Here is a 17,683-nt window from a genome sequence, read left to right as displayed (position 1 = left end):
AATTTACAACTTTGAAGCTTTACTGCGTTCTCTTCGACCCGTTCGCATCGCTGCGTTCGTGTGTCTGAGGCGCGCTATTCTACAATCTTCAGAACCTCTGTCAACCCCCTAAATTGCTTTCAAGTTAATGATTTGCAACTTATTTTGGATTCCTGCTTGGGGAGCGGAAACCCTGGCGGGTGACTTACTGCGGGGCGCACTTTACAAGCCTTTTCCTTTGAGTTCAACAGCCTAACGAAAAAAAGGCCTCGCAATGCGAGGCCTCTTTCATTTTGCTGCCGTCGTGGATCAGACGAAGACGATTTCGTCGTTCTCCACAACCCCCTTGGCGGTCTCGCCGGGCATGAAACGACCCGACAGAATCAGCTGTGCCAACGGGTTTTCGATCCAGCGCTGGATCGCACGTTTCAGCGGCCGTGCGCCGTACACCGGGTCGTAACCTACTGCGATCAGCTTATCCATGGCCTCAGGGCTGAGTTCCAGCGTCAGTTCGCGCTCGGTCAGGCGACTGCGCAGACGACCCAACTGGATCTCGGTAATGCCAGCGATCTGATCCCGCGCCAATGGCTCGAAGATCACCACTTCGTCGACCCGGTTGATGAACTCCGGCCGGAAGTGCGAGGAAATCGCGTCCATTACCGCTGCACGCTGCGCTTCTCGATCACCCACCAGCTCCTGGATCTGCACCGAGCCCAGGTTGGAGGTCATGACGATCACGGTGTTCTTGAAGTCCACCGTACGGCCATGACTGTCGGTCAGACGGCCATCTTCCAGCACTTGCAGCAAGATGTTGAACACATCCGGGTGCGCCTTCTCGACCTCGTCCAGGAGGATCACCGAGTAAGGCTTGCGACGCACCGCCTCAGTCAGGTAACCGCCCTCTTCATAGCCTACGTATCCCGGTGGCGCGCCAATCAAGCGAGCCACGGAATGTTTCTCCATGAACTCAGACATGTCGATGCGCACCATTGCCTCTTCAGTATCAAAGAGGAATTCGGCCAGCGCCTTGCACAGTTCGGTTTTCCCAACACCGGTCGGGCCGAGGAACATGAACGAGCCGCTCGGGCGATTCGGGTCGGACAATCCGGCACGGGAGCGCCGCACTGCGTTGGAAACTGCGACCACCGCTTCGTCCTGGCCAATCACACGTTGGTGCAACAGGCTTTCCATCTTCATCAGTTTGTCGCGCTCGCCTTCGAGCATTTTCGACACGGGAATGCCGGTCCACTTCGACACGACTTCCGCGATCTCTTCTTCAGTTACTTTGCTGCGCAGCAACTGGTTTTCGCTTTTGCCGTGCTGGTCGACCATTTGCAGGCTGCGTTCCAGGTCCGGGATTACCCCGTACTGCAATTCGGCCATGCGGTTCAGGTCGCCTTTGCGGCGTGCGGTTTCCAGTTCCTGACGGGACTGTTCGATTTTCTGCTGAATCTGAGCAGAACCTTGTACCTCGGCTTTTTCCGAGTTCCAGATTTCTTCCAGATCCGAATACTCACGCTCAAGACGAACGATTTCTTCCTGGAGTTTTTCCAGACGCTTGATCGCCGCTTCGTCGCTTTCTTTCTTCAGCGCCTGGGATTCCACCTTCAGCTGAATCAGGCGACGTTCCAGACGGTCCAGCACTTCCGGCTTGGAATCGATCTCCATACGGATGCGGCTGGCGGCTTCGTCGATCAGGTCGATGGCCTTGTCCGGCAACTGACGGTCAGTGATGTAGCGATGGCTGAGCTTGGCCGCCGCGATGATTGCACCGTCGGTGATCGCTACCTTGTGGTGAACCTCATAACGCTCTTTGAGGCCACGCAGGATGGCGATGGTGTCTTCTTCGCTCGGTTCGTCCACCAACACTTTCTGGAAGCGTCGCTCGAGCGCGGCGTCCTTCTCTATATATTGGCGGTATTCGTTGAGCGTGGTCGCGCCGACGCAGTGCAGCTCACCGCGAGCCAAGGCTGGCTTGAGCATGTTGCCCGCATCCATCGAGCCTTCGCCTTTACCGGCGCCGACCATGGTGTGCAGTTCGTCGATGAACAGAATGATCTGCCCTTCCTGCTTCGACAGTTCGTTAAGCAGGGATTTCAGGCGCTCTTCGAACTCACCGCGATACTTGGCACCGGCAATCAACGCCCCCATGTCCAGGGACAACAGACGCTTGCCCTTGAGGCCGTCCGGCACTTCGCCATTGATGATGCGCTGGGCCAGGCCTTCGGCGATGGCGGTTTTACCCACACCAGGCTCACCGATCAGGACCGGGTTGTTCTTGGTGCGGCGTTGCAGCACCTGAATGGTCCGGCGAATCTCGTCGTCACGGCCGATCACCGGATCGAGCTTGCCGTCTTCGGCGCGCTTGGTCAGGTCAACGGTGTATTTATCCAGGGCCTGGCGCGACTCTTCGTGGTTGGGGTCATTGACCGCCTCGCCACCGCGCAGGTTGTTGATCGCGTTTTCCAGGGCTTTCTTGCTCACGCCCTGGCCGAGCAACAGCTTGCCGAGCTTGCTGTTCTCATCCATGGCGGCGAGCAATACCAGCTCACTGGAAATGAATTGGTCGCCCTTTTGCTGGGCCAAACGGTCGGCCTGATTGAGCAGACGTGCCAGATCCTGCGACATGTTCACGTCGCCGGTCGGGTTCTGGATTTTTGGCAGCTGATCGAGCTCTTTGGTCAGCTCTTTACGCAGGCTGTTGATGTCGAAGCCCACCTGCATCAACAGGGGCTTGATCGAACCACCCTGTTGTTCGAGCAGGGCTTGCATCAAATGCGCCGGCTCGATGGCCGGATGATCGAGACCGACGGCCAGGGATTGGGCGTCGGACAAGGCTAACTGCAACTTGCTGGTTAAACGGTCTATACGCATGGGTCACCTTCCTTTTGAGCAGGCCGGACCTATAAAACATCCTGAATGAAGAAACCTGCCAGATATCACAATAGATGTGGTCGATTCTGGGAGTTTCAAGCGTCGAGACGTTGATGCAGGTCAGACAAGTCTAGCGTTCGAGCCAGATAAGGGAGGCGAATCGACCGGTGCGAGGCGCACGACGATAAGAAAAGAAACGTGGATCGGTCACGGTGCAGAAACCGCCGCCGTAAACAGCAGTTACACCGCGAGCCGCCAGACGCAGTCGCGCGAGCATATAGATGTCAGCCATGAACTTACCGGCGTTTTGACTGGGCACAAAAGCTTGCGCCGCTTGCGGCAATTGCTGGACGAAGGTCTCGCGCACTTCCGGGCCGACTTCAAACGCTTGCGGGCCAATGGCTGGGCCGAGCCAGACCAATACTTCGGCAGGTGGCACGTCAAGGCAGTCGAGCGTGGCTTCAAGCACACCCGACGCCAACCCGCGCCATCCCGCATGAGCTGCGGCAACGCGAGTGCCGGCGCGGTCGCAAAACAGCGCTGGCAGGCAATCGGCGGTCATCGCCGCACAGGCGATGCCGGGGGTTGCCGTCCAACTGGCATCGGCAGTCACTACCTGGCTCGGGTCCGCGTGCGCCACGACAATGCCGTGGACCTGCTGCAACCAGGCCGGTTGAATGGAAAATTGATCGGTAAGACGACGGCGATTTTCGGCGACAGCTTCGGGGCTGTCATCGACATGATCGCCGAGGTTGAGGCTGTCGAACGGCGCCAGACTGACGCCGCCCGCACGGGTGGTGACGCAAGCTTTGACCCCGGCCGGCGCGGGCCAGTCAGGAATCAGCCAGTCATTCATCCGATGAACGCCTCGCGGTCTTGCTTGAGCAGGGTCAGCAACCAGACGAAGTCTTCCGGCAACGGCGACTCCCAGCTCATGCGCTGACCGGTGGTCGGGTGATCCAGTTCCAGGAAACGCGCATGCAGCGCCTGACGCGGGAAGTTTTTCAGGGACTCGACCATGGTTGGGTTAGCCGCTGGCGGAATGCGGAAACGACCGCCGTAGGCAGGATCTCCGACCAACGGGTAGTTGATGTGCGCCATGTGCACGCGAATCTGGTGGGTACGACCGGTTTCCAGCTTCACCCGCACGTGGGTGTGGGAGCGGAAACGCTCGAGCACGCGGTAATGGCTGACGGCTTGCTTGCCACCTTCCATCACGGCCATGCGCTGGCGTTGCTGGCCATGACGACCGATTGGCGCATTGATCTTGCCGCCCGCCGTCACCACGCCGATCACGATGCACTCATAGATGCGGCTGACGCTGCGGCTCTGCAACTGTGTAACCAGCTGCGTCTGCGCTTGAATGGTCTTGGCCACCACCATCAGACCGGTGGTGTCCTTGTCCAGGCGATGCACGATACCGGCGCGGGGCACATTAATAATGTCCGGCACGTGGTGCAGCAAGGCGTTGAGCAAAGTGCCATCAGCGTGGCCGGCAGCCGGATGCACCACCAGGCCCGCAGGCTTGTTGATCACCAGGATGTCGTCGTCTTCATAGACGATGTCCAGCTCGATGTCCTGAGCGATCCATTCGCCCTGAGCTTCCTGCTCGGCAGTGAGTTCAAGAATGGCGCCACCGTGAACGATGTCTCGCGGGCGGATAACCGCCCCATCCACAGTCAGGCGGCCGTCTTTGATCCAGGCGGAAAGGCGCGAGCGCGAGTGCTCAGCGAATAATTGTGCGGCGACTTGATCGAGGCGTTGGCCGCCCAATTCGGACGGCACCTCTGCGCGAAGTTCAATTTTATCGGACATGCTCAGACTAGGCGTCGGCACAGCTTTTGGTTTCGGCTGCGCGCTTGTGGTTAAATACGGCGTCTTTTGCCCCGAGGCTATTCAACGGGGCGCTCATCATAACAGGACGGCCACGCCCAAGACAGCGGCCGTCATAGGGACGCAAGCCGCCATGCAAGTGAAACACCTGCTGCTGATCGCCATCCTCGCATTGACCGCTGCTTGCTCATCGAAGGAAGTCGTAGACGAAAACCTGAGTGAAGTCGAGTTGTACCAACAGGCTCAGGCTGATCTGGACAACAACAGCTACACCAGCGCTACCGCCAAGCTGAAGGCTCTGGAATCGCGTTATCCGTTCGGTCGCTATGCCGACCAGGCGCAACTCGAACTCATCTACGCCAACTACAAGAATGCCGAGCCTGAGGCTGCGAAAGCCGCTGCCGAGCGCTTCATTCGCCTGCACCCGCAGCATCCGAACGTCGATTACGCCTACTACCTCAAGGGCCTGACTTCTTTCGACCAGGACGTGGGCCTGCTGTCGCGCTTCCTGCCGCTGGACATGACCAAGCGTGACCCGGGCGCCGCTCGCGACTCCTACAACGAGTTCGCCCAGCTGACCAGCCGCTTCCCGAACAGCCGCTACTCGCCGGACGCCAAGCAGCGCATGATCTACCTGCGCAACCTGCTGGCTGCCTATGAGATTCACGTTGCCCACTACTACCTGACCCGTCAGGCCTATGTTGCTGCCGCGAACCGTGGCCGTTACGTGGTGGAAAACTTCCAGGAGACCCCTTCGGTGGCTGACGGCCTGGCGGTGATGACCGAAGCCTATCAGCGTCTGCACCTGGACGAACTGGCGGCCACCAGCCTCGAAACCCTGAAGCTCAACTACCCGAACCACCCAAGCCTGGTGGACGGCCAGTTCGTGCCGTCGATGGACGAAGCCGACAACCGTTCGTGGCTGAGCAAGGCGACCCTGGGTCTGATCGAATCCCGTCCTCCGCTGCCACCGGGAGAAACCCGCGCCAACCAGGACGTGCAGAAGCAGTTCCAGGATGCCAAAGACGCGATTCCGAACGAACTCAAGCCTAAAGATGCAGACGGCGATGTGATCGAGGAAGAGGAACACGAAGCGGAAGGCAACAATGAAGACCGCTCGTGGTTCAGCTACATGACCTTCGGCGTGTTCGACTGACACGACCGGCGGTGCAGAAAGGGAGACTCTTGAGTCTCCCTTTTTTATTGCGCCGTTTTTATGCCGCGCGAATACGCTGTGCGCCTGTCATGTCCTTGGCTAAACTGGCGATTCATCCGTCATAAAGCAGCTCACCATGCTTCGTTTACTATTCTGGATCGCCGTGATTGCCGCCGCCGTGTGGTTCTGGCGCAAGTACAAGGGCCAGGCTTCGGCACCCAAGTCCTCCGCCGAGCTGGAAGCGGCGCCCATGGTCCGCTGCGCCCATTGCGGCGTTCACCTGCCCCGTGACCGCGCGCTAAGCCTTCAACAACAGTGGTACTGCAGCCAGGCTCACCTTGAGCAAGGCCCCGGTCCAAGTGATCGCTGAGGCCTCCAGTCCACGCGGCAAACAGGCCCAGCGACTGCTGCGCCTTTATCACCTCTACCGTTTAAGCGTCGGCATTACCCTGGTGTTGTTGATTTCCAGCAACATGGACAACCGGCTGTTGACCTCCGCCAATGACGACCTGCTGCGCATTGGCAGCTGGTTGTATCTGGTACTGAACATCCTGCTGGTGGTCTTCTTCGAGAACACCCGCCGCCCGACGCAATTATTTAGCCTGGCGCTAATCGATGTCCTGCTGTTGTGCGGCCTGTTCTACGCCGCCGGCGGCGTGGCCAGCGCCATTGGCAACTTGCTGATCGTCTCGGTGGCCATCAGCAATACCTTGTTGCGAAGGCGTATCGGCCTGCTGATTGCCGCTGTTGGCGCGCTCGGCATCGTCGGTTTGAGCTTCCTGCTGAGCTTTAGCTATCCCGCCAATCCCAACGACTATCTGCAAGTCGGCACCCTCGGCGCCCTGTGTTTTGCCGCGGCTTTACTGGTGCAAGCCTTGATCCGACGACTGGAAGTCAGCGAAACCCTGGCCGAACAAAAGGCCAGTGAAGTCGTCGGCCTGGAAACACTCAACGCGCTGATCTTGCAACGCATGCGCACCGGTATTTTGGTGCTCGATGAGCAACGACGCGTGCAATTGGCCAACCATAGTGCCCTGACCCTGCTCGATTGCGAGCGTCTCGAAGGCCGGCTGATAGACGATCACTTCCCCGCCTTGGTAGAACGCCTGCAACTGTGGCTCAACAACCCGACGCTACGCCCGCAGAGCCTGAAAATCCCCAGCAGCGGCCAGGAGCTGCAACCGAGCTTCATCGCGCTGGACACAAGCCCGAATCACCAGACGCTGATCTTTCTCGAAGACCTCGCCCAGATCGCTCAACAGGCCCAGCAGCTGAAGCTTGCCGCCCTCGGTCGCCTCACCGCCGGCATCGCCCATGAAATCCGCAATCCGTTGGGCGCCATCAGTCATGCCGCGCAGCTATTGCGCGAATCCGAGGAACTGAACGGCGCGGATCGACGTCTGACGCAGATTATTCAAGACCACTCTCAGCGAATGAATCGGGTTATCGAAAACGTCCTGCAACTGTCCCGGCGCCAGCAAACCTTGCCACAACGACTCGACCTCAAGCCGTGGCTGGAACAGTTCGTGGCCGAAACCCGTGAGCGAGCGACCGATCGCCAGCAGCTTCACCTGCGCATCGCTGCGGGAGACATCAAGACCTTGATGGACCCCAACCAGCTTCACCAGATTCTCGACAACCTGATCCGCAATGCATGGCGTCACAGTGCGCAGCATCACGACTTGGCACAGGTTTGGCTCGAGTTATTCATCGATCCAACCAGCCAATTGCCAATCCTCGAAGTCATCGACGACGGCCCCGGCGTGGCCCCCGATCTTCAAGCGCAATTATTCGAGCCCTTCTTCACCACCAGTCACCAAGGCACTGGCCTGGGGCTGTATCTGTCCCGTGAGCTGTGCGAAAGCAACCAGGCCCGCCTAGACTTCAAACCACGCCAAGGCGGCGGCTGCTTTCGGATCACCTTTGCTCACGGACGGAAACAAAGTTGAACATGTCACGGCAAAAAGTCCTGATCGTCGACGACGAACCGGATATTCGCGAACTCCTGGAAATCACCCTGGGACGGATGAAACTCGACACCTTCTGTGCCCGCAACGCTGGCGAGGCCCTAGCCCTGCTCAAGCGCGAGGCATTCGACTTGTGCCTGACCGACATGCGCCTGCCCGACGGCACCGGCCTTGAACTGGTGCAGCACATCCAGCAACGCTACCCACAAACCCCGGTGGCCATGATCACCGCCTATGGCAATGTCGAAACGGCGATCAACGCCCTGAAGGCCGGTGCTTTCGACTTCCTGAGCAAACCGGTGGACCTCACCCGCCTGCGGGAACTGGTCGGCAGCGCCCTGCTGTTGCCTGCACCGGGCGCGGCCATCGATCGTCGCTTGCTTGGCGATTCACTGCCCATGCGCATTCTGCGCAAACAGATCGACAAACTGGCGCGCAGCCAGGCGCCGGTTTACATCAGCGGCGAGTCTGGTAGCGGCAAGGAGTTGGTCGCACGGCTGATTCACGAACGCGGACCGCGCGCCAATCAAGCGTTTGTACCTGTCAACTGTGGCGCGATTCCGTCGGAGCTGATGGAAAGCGAGTTTTTCGGTCACCGCAAAGGCAGCTTCAGCGGCGCTATCGAAGACAAGCCCGGCCTGTTCCAGGCTGCTCATGGCGGTACCTTGTTTCTCGATGAAGTGGCTGATCTGCCGCTACCGATGCAGGTCAAACTACTGCGGGCCATTCAGGAGAAAGCCGTACGCAGCGTCGGCGGGCAACAGGAAGAAGTGGTCGATGTGCGCGTTCTTTGCGCCACCCATAAAGACCTCGATGCCGAAGTCGCCGCCGAACGCTTTCGTCAGGATTTGTACTACCGCTTGAACGTGATCGAGCTGCGAGTTCCGCCCTTGCGCGAACGCCGCGACGACATCGAGACGCTGGCCAGCCATGTACTCACGCGGCTTGCGGCGGACACCGGCCAACCGGTGGCAAAACTCCAGCCACAAGCCATCGATGCGCTGAAAAGCTATCGCTTCCCGGGCAACGTGCGGGAGCTGGAGAACATGCTCGAACGAGCTCACACGTTGTGCGAAAACAGACAGATCGAGGACAGCGACCTGCGTTTGGCTGAAGGCAACTGTGCGGTAGAAGACGGAGTGCCGGATCTGACGCAGATCGACAACCTGGAGGTCTATCTGGAGAACGTCGAACGCCAGCTTCTCCTTCAGGCCTTGGAGGAAACCCGCTGGAACCGTACGGCGGCGGCTCAGCGGTTGAATTTGTCGTTTCGCTCGATGCGTTACAGGCTGAAGAAGCTGGGCCTGGATTGATAGCCTTAAAAGATCACAGCCTGCGGCAGCTCCTACATTGGAATGCGTTCCCCCTGTAGGAGCTGCCGAAGGCTGCGATCTTTTGCCCTTGCTTCAAATCCGCCCAATCGGCGCATACGGCGCCGGATCAATAAAATGCGTTCCCCCTGTAGGAGCTGCCGAAGGCTGCGATCTTTTGCCCTTGATTCAGATCCGCCCAATCGGCGAATACGGCGCCGGATCAATGATCGGCGCCCTGCCCAGCATCACATTCGCAAACAACTGACACGACGCCGGCGCCAGCACCAACCCGTTGCGGAAATGCCCGCAGTTAAGCCAAAGCCCATCAAACCCCGGCACCCGGCCAATGTAGGGAATGCCTTCAGGCGAACCAGGGCGCAACCCGGCCCAATGCCCCACCACCTCGGCATCCGCCAACGCCGGAATCAACTCCACCGCCGATGCCTTCAGGCTTTCCAGCGCCGACTCGGTGGGCGTCTTGTCGTAGCCTTCGTGCTCCAGCGTACTGCCAATCAGGATATGTCCATCGCGCCGAGGAATCGCATAACGCCCCTTGGCCAGCACCATGCTTGGCAGGAAATCTGCCGCGCACTTGTAGAGAATCATCTGCCCTTTCACCGGCTCGACTGGCAGCTCGAGACCGAGACTCTTGAGCAAATCGCCGCTCCAGGCGCCAGCGGTCAGGACCACTTGGTCGCCGTGGATGGCACCTGTCGAGGTCTGCACACCGATGACTTTATCGCCCTCACGAACAAACCCGCTGACTTCACATTGCTCATGAATCGTCACGTTCGGCAGCGCCAACAACGCAGCCTTGAGCGACTTCACCAAACGCGGATTGCGCACGTTGGCCACATCAGCCATGTAGATCGCCCGGGAAAAACCGCCACCCAATACCGGCACCGCATCGTGGGCCGCCGAGATATCCACAGCCCGCAACGGGCGATTCTCCCGCACGGCCCAAGCCAGCGCTTCGGCCTCGTCATCCAGATCCAGCCAATACAGGCCGGTGGTATGCACCTCGGGATCAACGCCAGTGGCGGCAAACAAGCGCTCGCCCAGCTGTGGATAAAAATCCTGTGACCAATGGGCCAACGCAGTGACTGCCGGGTTGTAACGCCACGGATAGAGCGGCGAAACGATCCCGCCACCGGCCCAGGACGATTCCTGACCGACGTTCGAACGATCCAGCAACACAACGCTTTGCACTTCGGACGCCAGATTGAATGCCGTCAGCAGACCGATTACCCCGCCACCGACAATCACCACTTGCTGTTGCCTGGTCATGTTCTGATCCAACCGTTAAATAGACAGAGGGCGCAAAAGGCGCCCGAAAATGAAAAACTCAGCGACCCCAGCAATCTTTGGTAGTCAAACCCGCCGTCGCGTTGACCATGCTACGGACACCGGTATTGGTGATAGTGAAATCACCACACTTGTCAGTGGCCATGCTTGTGCCTGGCTTGCGTACCGCCGTCAGCAAAAAGGTCTGGTCGGTCAGGGTCGGGGTAATGGTGTAATAGTCATTGCCGGCGCTCAGGCCGGTGGCATTGGTGTAGACATTTTTCTGCGAATAAAAGCGCTCAAGGATCTGCGCCTGTTCGGAGAGCAGGCCAGCCACTTCGGTGCGACGCCCTTTATTCAGATACTCGGTGAAACTCGGGGCGGCAATGGTCATGACGATCCCGATGATCGCTATCACGATCATGATTTCGATCAGGGTAAAACCGCGGTTGGATCTGTGCATGCCTCAACTCTCACTTACTGTATTTGTCGCCACATGATGCGACGGCTGCCGCCGCCGGATTTTTCCACCAGCGTGGTGATGCCGCCACTGGAATCGTTCACGATCTTGCGGGTCGCGCCATTGACGATGGCGTTCAAGGTCGGGATACCGCCGGTGAAGATCACGCCGCTGGACACCGTATCGGTACTGTCGATCAACCCGTCGCCATTGGTGTCGAGCACCGCGTAGTTGAGCATCTTACCGCTGAACGCATCGAGTTCGACCAGTTTGCCGGTGCCGAAACTGGCGCAAGGGTCCGTGGTGTCCACACTGGCGGTGGTAAACACGATTCGCCCGAGTACCAGACTGGCCTGATTGATCACCCGCTCGCCCGTCAGCGCGTTGTTATACACCAGTGGCAAGTACCAACCTTTCTCCGCCGGGTAAGTCACCTCACTCTGGCTGGTGGTGATGAACTGCCCCGAACCGCCCGAGAACACACCGGTTACCGCCTGGGCCTGCAAACTGGAGGTGGTGATCTGACCCGAGCCGCCGTCCGCATCCCACACCGCATAAAACGCCTGCAAATCCTTGTTGGTCTTGTCCGCGGTTTCGTTGAATTTCCCGGTGCCGAAGAAGACTTCCTTGCCTCCCAGCGAATTGTCCGCCAGCAATGGCTGCGCGGTGATCGGTTGAGTCGCACCGCCCGCAGACGTAAATAGCGGCTTGCCGGAAAACGCCACGCCCCATGAATCGGTGCTGGTGCCACTCAAGTCAAATTTCCACAACCTCCCCTTGAGGTCGCCACCATAGGCTGCCTGCACCACGTTCTGCGAATTGACCTTGAGCTTCACCGAAGACAATCCGTTCGTGGATTCGCTGCTGTCGATGACGATTTTCCTGATCAGCGAACCGTCGCGGATATCCACCACGTATAACGCCGCCACCCCGGAGTGGCTGCCATAGCCATTGGAAATGAACGCCGCCCATCGACCGTCGGCCAAGCGTGCCACTTCCGGACGGGCATAGGCGTAACCCAGGTCATTGAAAGCGTTAGCCGTGTTGGCCGCGGCCGGCGCGCTGATTTCCCACAACGCCTTGGTCACGTTGCCCGCCGAAGCGTCGAACAGTTGCAGCGCATAGAAGGATCGCCCACCCGCCCCCGTTCCGCCCAGCGCGAGGGTTTTCCAGGCGCTGTTGAGTTGAGCATCGAATACACCCACCTGGCCATCCACCAGAAACTTGTGACTGACGCCGTTGATGTAGGTGGTATCAGCGATGTAACGCAGTGAAGGCAACACGCTCGACGGCAGGTAGGCGTAACGCCGAGTGCCGTTGCCGGTATTGATGACATTGACGAAACCGTCGTTGGCGTTGACCACCAGGCTGGCATTCATGTTGGCTGCTTTGGTAGCCAGATAGGTGCTGTAGCTGGTGTCGCCTGAAAGGTCGGAAGCGGTTTTATCCGAGGGTGACGCGAGGGCCAGCGGCGAGTTGATGATGTCGCCCAGCAACACGCTGCGCACTTTCAGGCCGGTCTTGTTGATGCCCTTGCTCCACTCCACCAGATCGCTGCCGGTGATGCCGGTCGGCAAACCCTGATTGAGGATGGTTTGCTGGGCCGGAGAAAAATTTGTGTAGGCCAGCGTCACCGCCGTGTTGGTCTGGTTGTTCCAGGATTGATAGGTAGGTGCCGTGGCCCCAGGCACAATAGCCGTGTCCGATGTCCACAGTACCGACCCGGTATTCACCGCACCGCTGGCAGTAAAGCCATAGGCCTTGATGGTGCCGCGCCAGTCCTTGGGGTCGTAACTGGTCTGGAAGTAACTGGTGCCGCTGCCGAGGATGGTGCCACTGGTGACACCACTGCCGCCGGAGCCGGCCTTGGAGGTAATGTCGCTCAGGGCTGAGGACAACGCGGCGTTGAGTCCGGTGCTGTCCGTCGCCTGGTAGTACTTGCCTTGTCCGTAATTAGCAGCGTCGGACAGCATCTGATTCGCCGCGGTAAAACCCACGGTGTAGGTGTTCATGTTTTGCTTGGGAAAATCCGTGGCGTTCCAGCTTTTGCCGGCCAGGTCGGTTCCGGTGGCGCGCATATCGATATCGAATGCGAATTTCGCGATGTCATCCAGGTAAAGGGTGTCACCTTCGCTATCACCATTGAGGTTGTCGCCGTCGTTGGTGCTGTTGCCGTCCCAATTCGGCAGACGGCTACCGCCAAGCGCGTCGTTGCTCGGGAAGGTCCGGTCGTACGTGGGCAGACCATCGGTGATCACTACTCCATAGTTTTTCTGGCAGCGGTACTGAATCGGGCTGGTATAGGTTGCAGGCGTCGAGTTGTAGTACGGCGCCATCCCACGCAGGTAACGGGTCACTTCGTAATAGGTTTCCGCCAGCGGTGTGTTGGCCACGGCACTCAAGCCGTTGATCGAGGCAACCAACGCGTTGTAGTTGGCCTCCACCGACAAATCGCTGATAGCGCGGGCGATGTAGCCACCGTTGCCCGGATTGTTACCGGCTGGCGGATTGAAGGTCGCCAGACCGATGCGCAGCGAGCGATTGCTGGAAACCAGGTTGTTGGAAACGTCCTGCGCCACACTGATGCGGTAATCGTTGGGGATCGCATTGGCCCCCGTGATGAAGTCTCGGCTTGAACCGTTGGCCAGCCCTAGCAAATACGCCAGGTAGTTAGCCGTGTAACGGGTGTTTTCATTGCCCACCGGGTCCGGCAGCTTGAGGCAGATTGGCGTCAACCCGAGAAAACCACGATAGAAGCCGTACCAGTTACCGTTACTCGAACAACCGCCGCGATTCAGGCTCGACAGGGCAATGTTGGCATCACTCATGTCGAGGTTTTGACCACCGATGCATGACAGCTTGGAATTGCACATCGCAATCTGCGCGCGGTTGACCGTGGGATCAAAACCCGGCGCCCAAATGATGTTGTTCATGCTTCCCGAATTGTCGATCATCAGCATCACGTTCGGCGCCACGGCTGCCGCGCTCAATAGCGGCGAATCCGACGGCGTGAAGGCATAGACCGGCGCCGCCAGATACAACCCCAAAGCAACGCCACACAACATCCGCCACAACCCGGCGCGCCCCTCAGTACTTCGCATAAATACTCTCCACCACACTGCGCGAGTTCCCCGCGATACCCACTGCGGTGACCCGGTACAGCGTCGCCGAGGTGTTGCTCGGCACGTTCACCGCCGTCAGGGTGGTACCGATGTTTTGCACGCCATAAAAGCCGCTGCCGGAGGCGATCCAGGTCACCCCCGAGGTGGAGTTGAAGCCAGCGGCTTTGACGGTCGATGACTCGGACGGCGGTGCGCATTGGCTGGTGCCGCTACACACTGCCAATGAATAACTATCAAGTTGCACCACACTTTCGCCCACCCGCAACGCGGCTTCGGCGGTCTGGAATGACTGATTACGCAAGCTAACGCTGCCGGCCATTTTTTCCTGCAAGGTCGCGTTCTGCATCGAAGAAAGACCGATCAGCGTCAGCAACAGCAGGAACACCAGACTGACCAGCAAGGCCATGCCGCGTTGGGCTTGAACAGTCATTCGCCCTCCCCTCATGGCAGGCGGTTGCGCAGCGCGGCAACCACGTTGAAGGTTTGATTGCTCACCCGATTATTCGGATCGGTGAGGGTCAGGCTCAGACGTACGCTGCGAATGCGTGCCGGGTCGGACGGGTTGCTGCTGTAGCTGGAGGCCGCTGAGTCCGCTGCGGAACTGGCAAGGCCGAAGCTGACGTTGAAGGCACTGACGTTATCTATCAGCACTTGCTGGGCCGGCGTACCTCTGCCGACGCCCATCGTCAGCTGACCGTTTTTCAGGCTGTAGACAAACCGCCGAATCGGAAACGCCAGCTGCCCCGTCGCCGGTGTCCGCGCTTCGGTATAGGCGGTCGCGCTGCTTCTGCAATCGGAAATCACTGTCCAGGTCGGCGTCCCGCCACTGTTACCCACGTCCGCCGTTACCAGCGTCAGCTTGAGGCTGGCATTGTCCCAACTGATCGGCGTGATCTGTGCGGCATTGAAGTCACCTGCCGAGCTGGCGTCGGTGATTGTCCCCAGGCAACCAAACATGCCAACCATGCGGATTTCCTGAATGATTTTGCTCAGCACGAAACGCGCATCTTCCTGCATGGTGGCCGAGGCGTTCTGGCTGACAAAAGTGTTCTTGGCGGCGATGAAAACCTGCACCACGCCCAACACCACAACCAGACTCAATGCCAGGGCGATCAGCAATTCAATCAGACCAAACCCTCTGCTTAAGCGGCTCATGGCGTCGCCACCGGATCGACGGTCGCGCGACTGGTCAGCACAAAACTGCGTCGGGAGTTGGCGCTGTTGGCCGCGCGTGAATCGTCCCAATTGATGGTGATGGTGTACACGCGCTGATTGAGAGTGATGCTGCCGGTAGCCGTGGGGCCACCGAAATTGACGATGTTGCTGGTGAAGTCGTAGAGGTCCTGGTCCCGGGCGACGCTCAGGTTGCCCGAGGTCGGTGGCGTCACCGTGTAGTCGGCAGCCGCGTTGGCGCGGATGCGGTCCATCATGTCGTAGGCGATAAAACTGGCCTGACTGGCCATGCGCGCACTGTCCGTGTACTTCAGCGCATTCAGTTGAAACGCCGCCGCCCCCAACAACCCCACGCTCAGAATCAACAATGCAACCAGGACTTCGATCAACGTCATGCCTTCCTGTGCACGCTTGCTCCATTCCCTCATCCGCAACTTCCACCCGATAGAATTCGTCCGTTCAAACACACGTTCAGCGTCCTGCTTTGCGTGCCCAGCACATAGTTGATCACCACCGCCGTCGAGGATGACGACAAGCCGCCGAGATTGTTGAAATCGATGGCGGTCACTCCTGAGGTTAGCGTCAGAGTTGCGCCGCTGCTCATCGCTGGAACAACCCGCAATACATTCGCCGGAGTGCCAGTACCGTCATAAACCGTCAACTCCCCGGTCCAGACGCTGCCGCCCGCGGTCGGACGAACGCGCGTGGTCATGCCCCGATCAATCGCCTCCAATCGGGCGAAATTCAGGCCACGTTGCAGATCACCGACCTCGATATCGGCCTTGGTGATTTGCGTCGAACGGGTGAACGCCGGGACCGCCAGAGTGATCAGGACCAGGAAGATCCCCAACGCGACCAGCAACTCGATCAGCGTGAAACCTTTTGTACGATCTTCCATCGTTGCCCTCCGTTGCCGTCGGCTATACCTGCTTTACACGCTAGAACATTCGACCGCCGAGATGCGGTTGGTCTGCCATTGAGTGCACGAATCGCACGGGCCACGACATTCCAGGGAGGAAGGTGTCATGCATCAGCAAGGTTTCAGCCTGATCGAACTGCTTATGGGACTGACGATTGTCGGGATTGTTCTGCATTTGGTCAGTCCGGCGCTTGCGCAAGTCACCGAATCGAACCATCGCGAACTGGCTGCGCAGTCGCTTTTCAGTGACATTCGCAACGCCAGGACTGAAGCGATCGCACGCCATCAGGCCGTTGTGATTCACGCCATCAACGGCGACTGGGGCCAAGGCTGGCGGATCATTCTGGACATAAGCGGCAAGGGATATAAGGACAGCAACAATCCGTTGCTGGTCGAGCGCCAAAACGCCTCAGGGCTGCCGATTGTTGGCAATGGACCTGTCAGGACTTCGGTAAAATTCAGCAGCCTGGGCGAACCACAATTAGGCAACGGTGCGTTTCGGGCGGGGACACTGCACATTTGTGCAAGCCGCGAGCCGGTGAGCCAGCATCAGGTAGTGCTGGCCCCATCAGGCCGCGTCAGCCTGCGCAGCATCAAAGCTGAACAGGCATTGTGCGCAGAAGAGAAAGGATTCAGAGCAGGGAACGAACGCGCAACTCTTTAGGCATGGAGAACGTAATGTTCTCCTCGCGACCGGCCAGCTCATCGGCACCGGTAGCGCCCCACGCCTGCAACTGCTGGATCACGCCACGCACCAGGACTTCCGGAGCAGATGCACCAGCGGTGATGCCGATACGCTCGACGCCGTCGAACCAGCTCTTCTGCAGATCTTCGGCACCGTCGATCAGATAGGCCGGGGTGGCCATGCGCTCGGCGAGTTCACGCAGGCGATTGGAGTTGGAACTGTTCGGGCTGCCGACCACCAGCACTACATCGCACTCGTCAGCCAATTGCTTGACCGCGTCCTGACGGTTTTGCGTGGCGTAGCAGATGTCGTCCTTGCGCGGGCCACCGATGGCCGGGAAACGCGTACGCAGTGCGTCGATAACGCGGCTGGTATCGTCCATGGACAGGGTGGTTTGGGTGACGAACGCCAGTTTTTCAGGGTTGTTCACCTGAAGTGCAGCGACGTCTTTTTCGTCTTCGACGAGGTAGATAGCGCCGCCATTGCTGGCATCGTACTGGCCCATGGTGCCTTCGACTTCCGGATGACCGGCGTGGCCGATGAGGATGCATTCACGACCGTCACGACTGTAGCGTGCGACTTCGATGTGCACCTTGGTCACCAGCGGGCACGTGGCATCGAACACTTTCAGGCCACGACCGGCGGCTTCAGTACGTACGGCTTGGGAAACGCCGTGAGCACTGAAGATCACGATCACGTCGTCCGGCACCTGATCCAGTTCCTCGACGAAGATCGCGCCACGATTGCGCAGGTCTTCGACGACGAATTTGTTGTGGACCACTTCATGGCGCACGTAGATCGGCGGCCCGAAGACTTCCAGGGCGCGGTTGACGATTTCGATCGCCCGGTCCACGCCGGCGCAGAAGCCACGGGGGTTGGCGAGTTTGATTTGCATGCTGTGCCTCGTGTCTTGCGCGC

Annotated in this window: 16 protein-coding genes; 5 read left to right on the top strand and 11 right to left on the bottom strand. The window is 59.1% G+C overall.

The genetic code is table 11. The features are described 5' to 3' along the window. Nucleotides 1-288: 288 nt before the first annotated feature. The 3 genes from clpB to rluD form a co-directional block, all read right to left on the bottom strand. The gene (gene clpB, locus NL64_RS11730) at nucleotides 289-2,853 is read right to left on the bottom strand and encodes an ATP-dependent chaperone ClpB (protein ID WP_034148246.1); all 2,565 of its coding nucleotides are present in this window, start codon (nucleotides 2,851-2,853) and stop codon (nucleotides 289-291) included. 130 nt (nucleotides 2,854-2,983) lie between these two features. Further along, nucleotides 2,984-3,709 (bottom strand): peptidoglycan editing factor PgeF, encoded by a 726-nt coding sequence (pgeF, locus tag NL64_RS11725; RefSeq protein WP_034148245.1) that lies wholly within the window; start codon nucleotides 3,707-3,709, stop codon nucleotides 2,984-2,986. Continuing rightward, entirely contained in the window at nucleotides 3,706-4,668 is a 963-nt protein-coding gene (gene rluD / locus NL64_RS11720; RefSeq protein ID WP_034148244.1) for a 23S rRNA pseudouridine(1911/1915/1917) synthase RluD, read from the bottom strand. Before rluD ends, pgeF begins: the two co-directional genes overlap by 4 nt. 151 nt (nucleotides 4,669-4,819) lie before the next feature. Here rluD and NL64_RS11715 point away from each other — a divergent pair, with 151 nt between their 5' ends. The 4 genes from NL64_RS11715 to NL64_RS11700 all read left to right on the top strand — a co-directional run bounded on the left by NL64_RS11715 (nucleotide 4,820) and on the right by NL64_RS11700 (nucleotide 9,122). Next, nucleotides 4,820-5,842: an outer membrane protein assembly factor BamD gene (locus NL64_RS11715; protein ID WP_034148243.1), complete on the top strand. Its 1,023-nt coding sequence runs from the start codon at nucleotides 4,820-4,822 to the stop codon at nucleotides 5,840-5,842. Nucleotides 5,843-5,978: 136 nt separating this feature from the next. Further along, nucleotides 5,979-6,212, top strand: coding sequence for a PP0621 family protein (locus NL64_RS11710; RefSeq protein ID WP_034148242.1), 234 nt, complete (start codon nucleotides 5,979-5,981; stop codon nucleotides 6,210-6,212). Then, nucleotides 6,202-7,791: a sensor histidine kinase gene (locus tag NL64_RS11705; RefSeq protein WP_034148241.1), complete on the top strand. Its 1,590-nt coding sequence runs from the start codon at nucleotides 6,202-6,204 to the stop codon at nucleotides 7,789-7,791. Before NL64_RS11710 ends, NL64_RS11705 begins: the two co-directional genes overlap by 11 nt. 2 nt (nucleotides 7,792-7,793) lie before the next feature. Then, a complete protein-coding gene (locus NL64_RS11700) occupies nucleotides 7,794-9,122 on the top strand; it encodes a sigma-54-dependent transcriptional regulator (protein ID WP_034148240.1) in 1,329 nt (442 codons plus the stop codon). A 186-nt stretch (nucleotides 9,123-9,308) separates the two neighbouring features. Here NL64_RS11700 and thiO read toward each other — a convergent pair whose 3' ends face one another. Genes thiO through NL64_RS11665 form a run of 7 tightly spaced genes read right to left on the bottom strand, consistent with a single transcriptional unit; the run spans nucleotide 9,309 to nucleotide 16,059 of the window. Further along, nucleotides 9,309-10,409: a glycine oxidase ThiO gene (gene thiO / locus NL64_RS11695; protein WP_034148239.1), complete on the bottom strand. Its 1,101-nt coding sequence runs from the start codon at nucleotides 10,407-10,409 to the stop codon at nucleotides 9,309-9,311. Nucleotides 10,410-10,467: 58 nt separating this feature from the next. After that, complete coding sequence (locus tag NL64_RS11690; RefSeq protein ID WP_034148238.1) at nucleotides 10,468-10,869, bottom strand: type IV pilin protein; 402 nt, start codon at nucleotides 10,867-10,869, stop codon at nucleotides 10,468-10,470. A 14-nt stretch (nucleotides 10,870-10,883) separates the two neighbouring features. Further along, the gene (locus tag NL64_RS11685; RefSeq protein WP_034148237.1) at nucleotides 10,884-13,967 is read right to left on the bottom strand and encodes a pilus assembly protein; all 3,084 of its coding nucleotides are present in this window, start codon (nucleotides 13,965-13,967) and stop codon (nucleotides 10,884-10,886) included. Beyond that, nucleotides 13,954-14,418, bottom strand: coding sequence for a pilus assembly PilX family protein (locus NL64_RS11680; protein ID WP_172668663.1), 465 nt, complete (start codon nucleotides 14,416-14,418; stop codon nucleotides 13,954-13,956). The genes NL64_RS11685 and NL64_RS11680 overlap by 14 nt, the downstream gene beginning before the upstream one ends. An 11-nt stretch (nucleotides 14,419-14,429) precedes the next feature. Continuing rightward, the gene (locus tag NL64_RS11675) at nucleotides 14,430-15,143 is read right to left on the bottom strand and encodes a prepilin-type N-terminal cleavage/methylation domain-containing protein (RefSeq protein WP_034148235.1); all 714 of its coding nucleotides are present in this window, start codon (nucleotides 15,141-15,143) and stop codon (nucleotides 14,430-14,432) included. Then, on the bottom strand, nucleotides 15,140-15,589 hold the full coding sequence (pilV, locus tag NL64_RS11670) for a type IV pilus modification protein PilV (protein WP_034148234.1): 450 nt from the start codon (nucleotides 15,587-15,589) through the stop codon (nucleotides 15,140-15,142). The genes NL64_RS11675 and pilV overlap by 4 nt, the downstream gene beginning before the upstream one ends. Beyond that, nucleotides 15,586-16,059, bottom strand: a complete 474-nt coding sequence (locus tag NL64_RS11665; RefSeq protein WP_034148233.1) for a GspH/FimT family pseudopilin — start codon at nucleotides 16,057-16,059, stop codon at nucleotides 15,586-15,588. Before NL64_RS11665 ends, pilV begins: the two co-directional genes overlap by 4 nt. 127 nt (nucleotides 16,060-16,186) lie before the next feature. On the opposite strand from NL64_RS11665, the gene NL64_RS11660 reads away from it, so the two are divergent. Next, nucleotides 16,187-16,744, top strand: coding sequence for a GspH/FimT family pseudopilin (locus NL64_RS11660; RefSeq protein ID WP_034148232.1), 558 nt, complete (start codon nucleotides 16,187-16,189; stop codon nucleotides 16,742-16,744). On the opposite strand, the gene ispH is transcribed toward NL64_RS11660, so the two are convergent. Further along, on the bottom strand, nucleotides 16,713-17,660 hold the full coding sequence (gene ispH / locus NL64_RS11655; RefSeq protein ID WP_034148231.1) for a 4-hydroxy-3-methylbut-2-enyl diphosphate reductase: 948 nt from the start codon (nucleotides 17,658-17,660) through the stop codon (nucleotides 16,713-16,715). The genes NL64_RS11660 and ispH overlap by 32 nt on opposite strands. Between the last annotated feature and the right edge of the window lie 23 nt (nucleotides 17,661-17,683).

The organism is Pseudomonas fluorescens (assembly GCF_000802965.1).
GTDB classification, from domain to species: Bacteria; Pseudomonadota; Gammaproteobacteria; order Pseudomonadales; family Pseudomonadaceae; genus Aquipseudomonas; species Aquipseudomonas fluorescens_A.
Note: the sequence above shows the minus strand (reverse complement) of the source record. Positions and strands in the feature narration are given on the sequence as shown.

Bases quoted from the DNA above. Each gene is read 5' to 3' on its own strand.
- clpB (WP_034148246.1), bottom strand. From the start codon at position 2,853: ATGCGTATAGACCGTTTAACCAGCAAGTTGCAGTTAGCCTTGTCCGAC.
- pgeF (WP_034148245.1), bottom strand. From the start codon at position 3,709: ATGAATGACTGGCTGATTCCTGACTGGCCCGCGCCGGCCGGGGTCAAA.
- rluD (WP_034148244.1), bottom strand. From the start codon at position 4,668: ATGTCCGATAAAATTGAACTTCGCGCAGAGGTGCCGTCCGAATTGGGC.
- NL64_RS11715 (WP_034148243.1), top strand. From the start codon at position 4,820: ATGCAAGTGAAACACCTGCTGCTGATCGCCATCCTCGCATTGACCGCT.
- NL64_RS11710 (WP_034148242.1), top strand. From the start codon at position 5,979: ATGCTTCGTTTACTATTCTGGATCGCCGTGATTGCCGCCGCCGTGTGG.
- NL64_RS11700 (WP_034148240.1), top strand. From the start codon at position 7,794: ATGTCACGGCAAAAAGTCCTGATCGTCGACGACGAACCGGATATTCGC.
- thiO (WP_034148239.1), bottom strand. From the start codon at position 10,409: ATGACCAGGCAACAGCAAGTGGTGATTGTCGGTGGCGGGGTAATCGGT.
- NL64_RS11690 (WP_034148238.1), bottom strand. From the start codon at position 10,869: ATGCACAGATCCAACCGCGGTTTTACCCTGATCGAAATCATGATCGTG.
- NL64_RS11685 (WP_034148237.1), bottom strand. From the start codon at position 13,967: ATGCGAAGTACTGAGGGGCGCGCCGGGTTGTGGCGGATGTTGTGTGGC.
- NL64_RS11680 (WP_172668663.1), bottom strand. From the start codon at position 14,418: ATGACTGTTCAAGCCCAACGCGGCATGGCCTTGCTGGTCAGTCTGGTG.
- NL64_RS11675 (WP_034148235.1), bottom strand. From the start codon at position 15,143: ATGAGCCGCTTAAGCAGAGGGTTTGGTCTGATTGAATTGCTGATCGCC.
- pilV (WP_034148234.1), bottom strand. From the start codon at position 15,589: ATGAGGGAATGGAGCAAGCGTGCACAGGAAGGCATGACGTTGATCGAA.
- NL64_RS11665 (WP_034148233.1), bottom strand. From the start codon at position 16,059: ATGGAAGATCGTACAAAAGGTTTCACGCTGATCGAGTTGCTGGTCGCG.
- NL64_RS11660 (WP_034148232.1), top strand. From the start codon at position 16,187: ATGCATCAGCAAGGTTTCAGCCTGATCGAACTGCTTATGGGACTGACG.
- ispH (WP_034148231.1), bottom strand. From the start codon at position 17,660: ATGCAAATCAAACTCGCCAACCCCCGTGGCTTCTGCGCCGGCGTGGAC.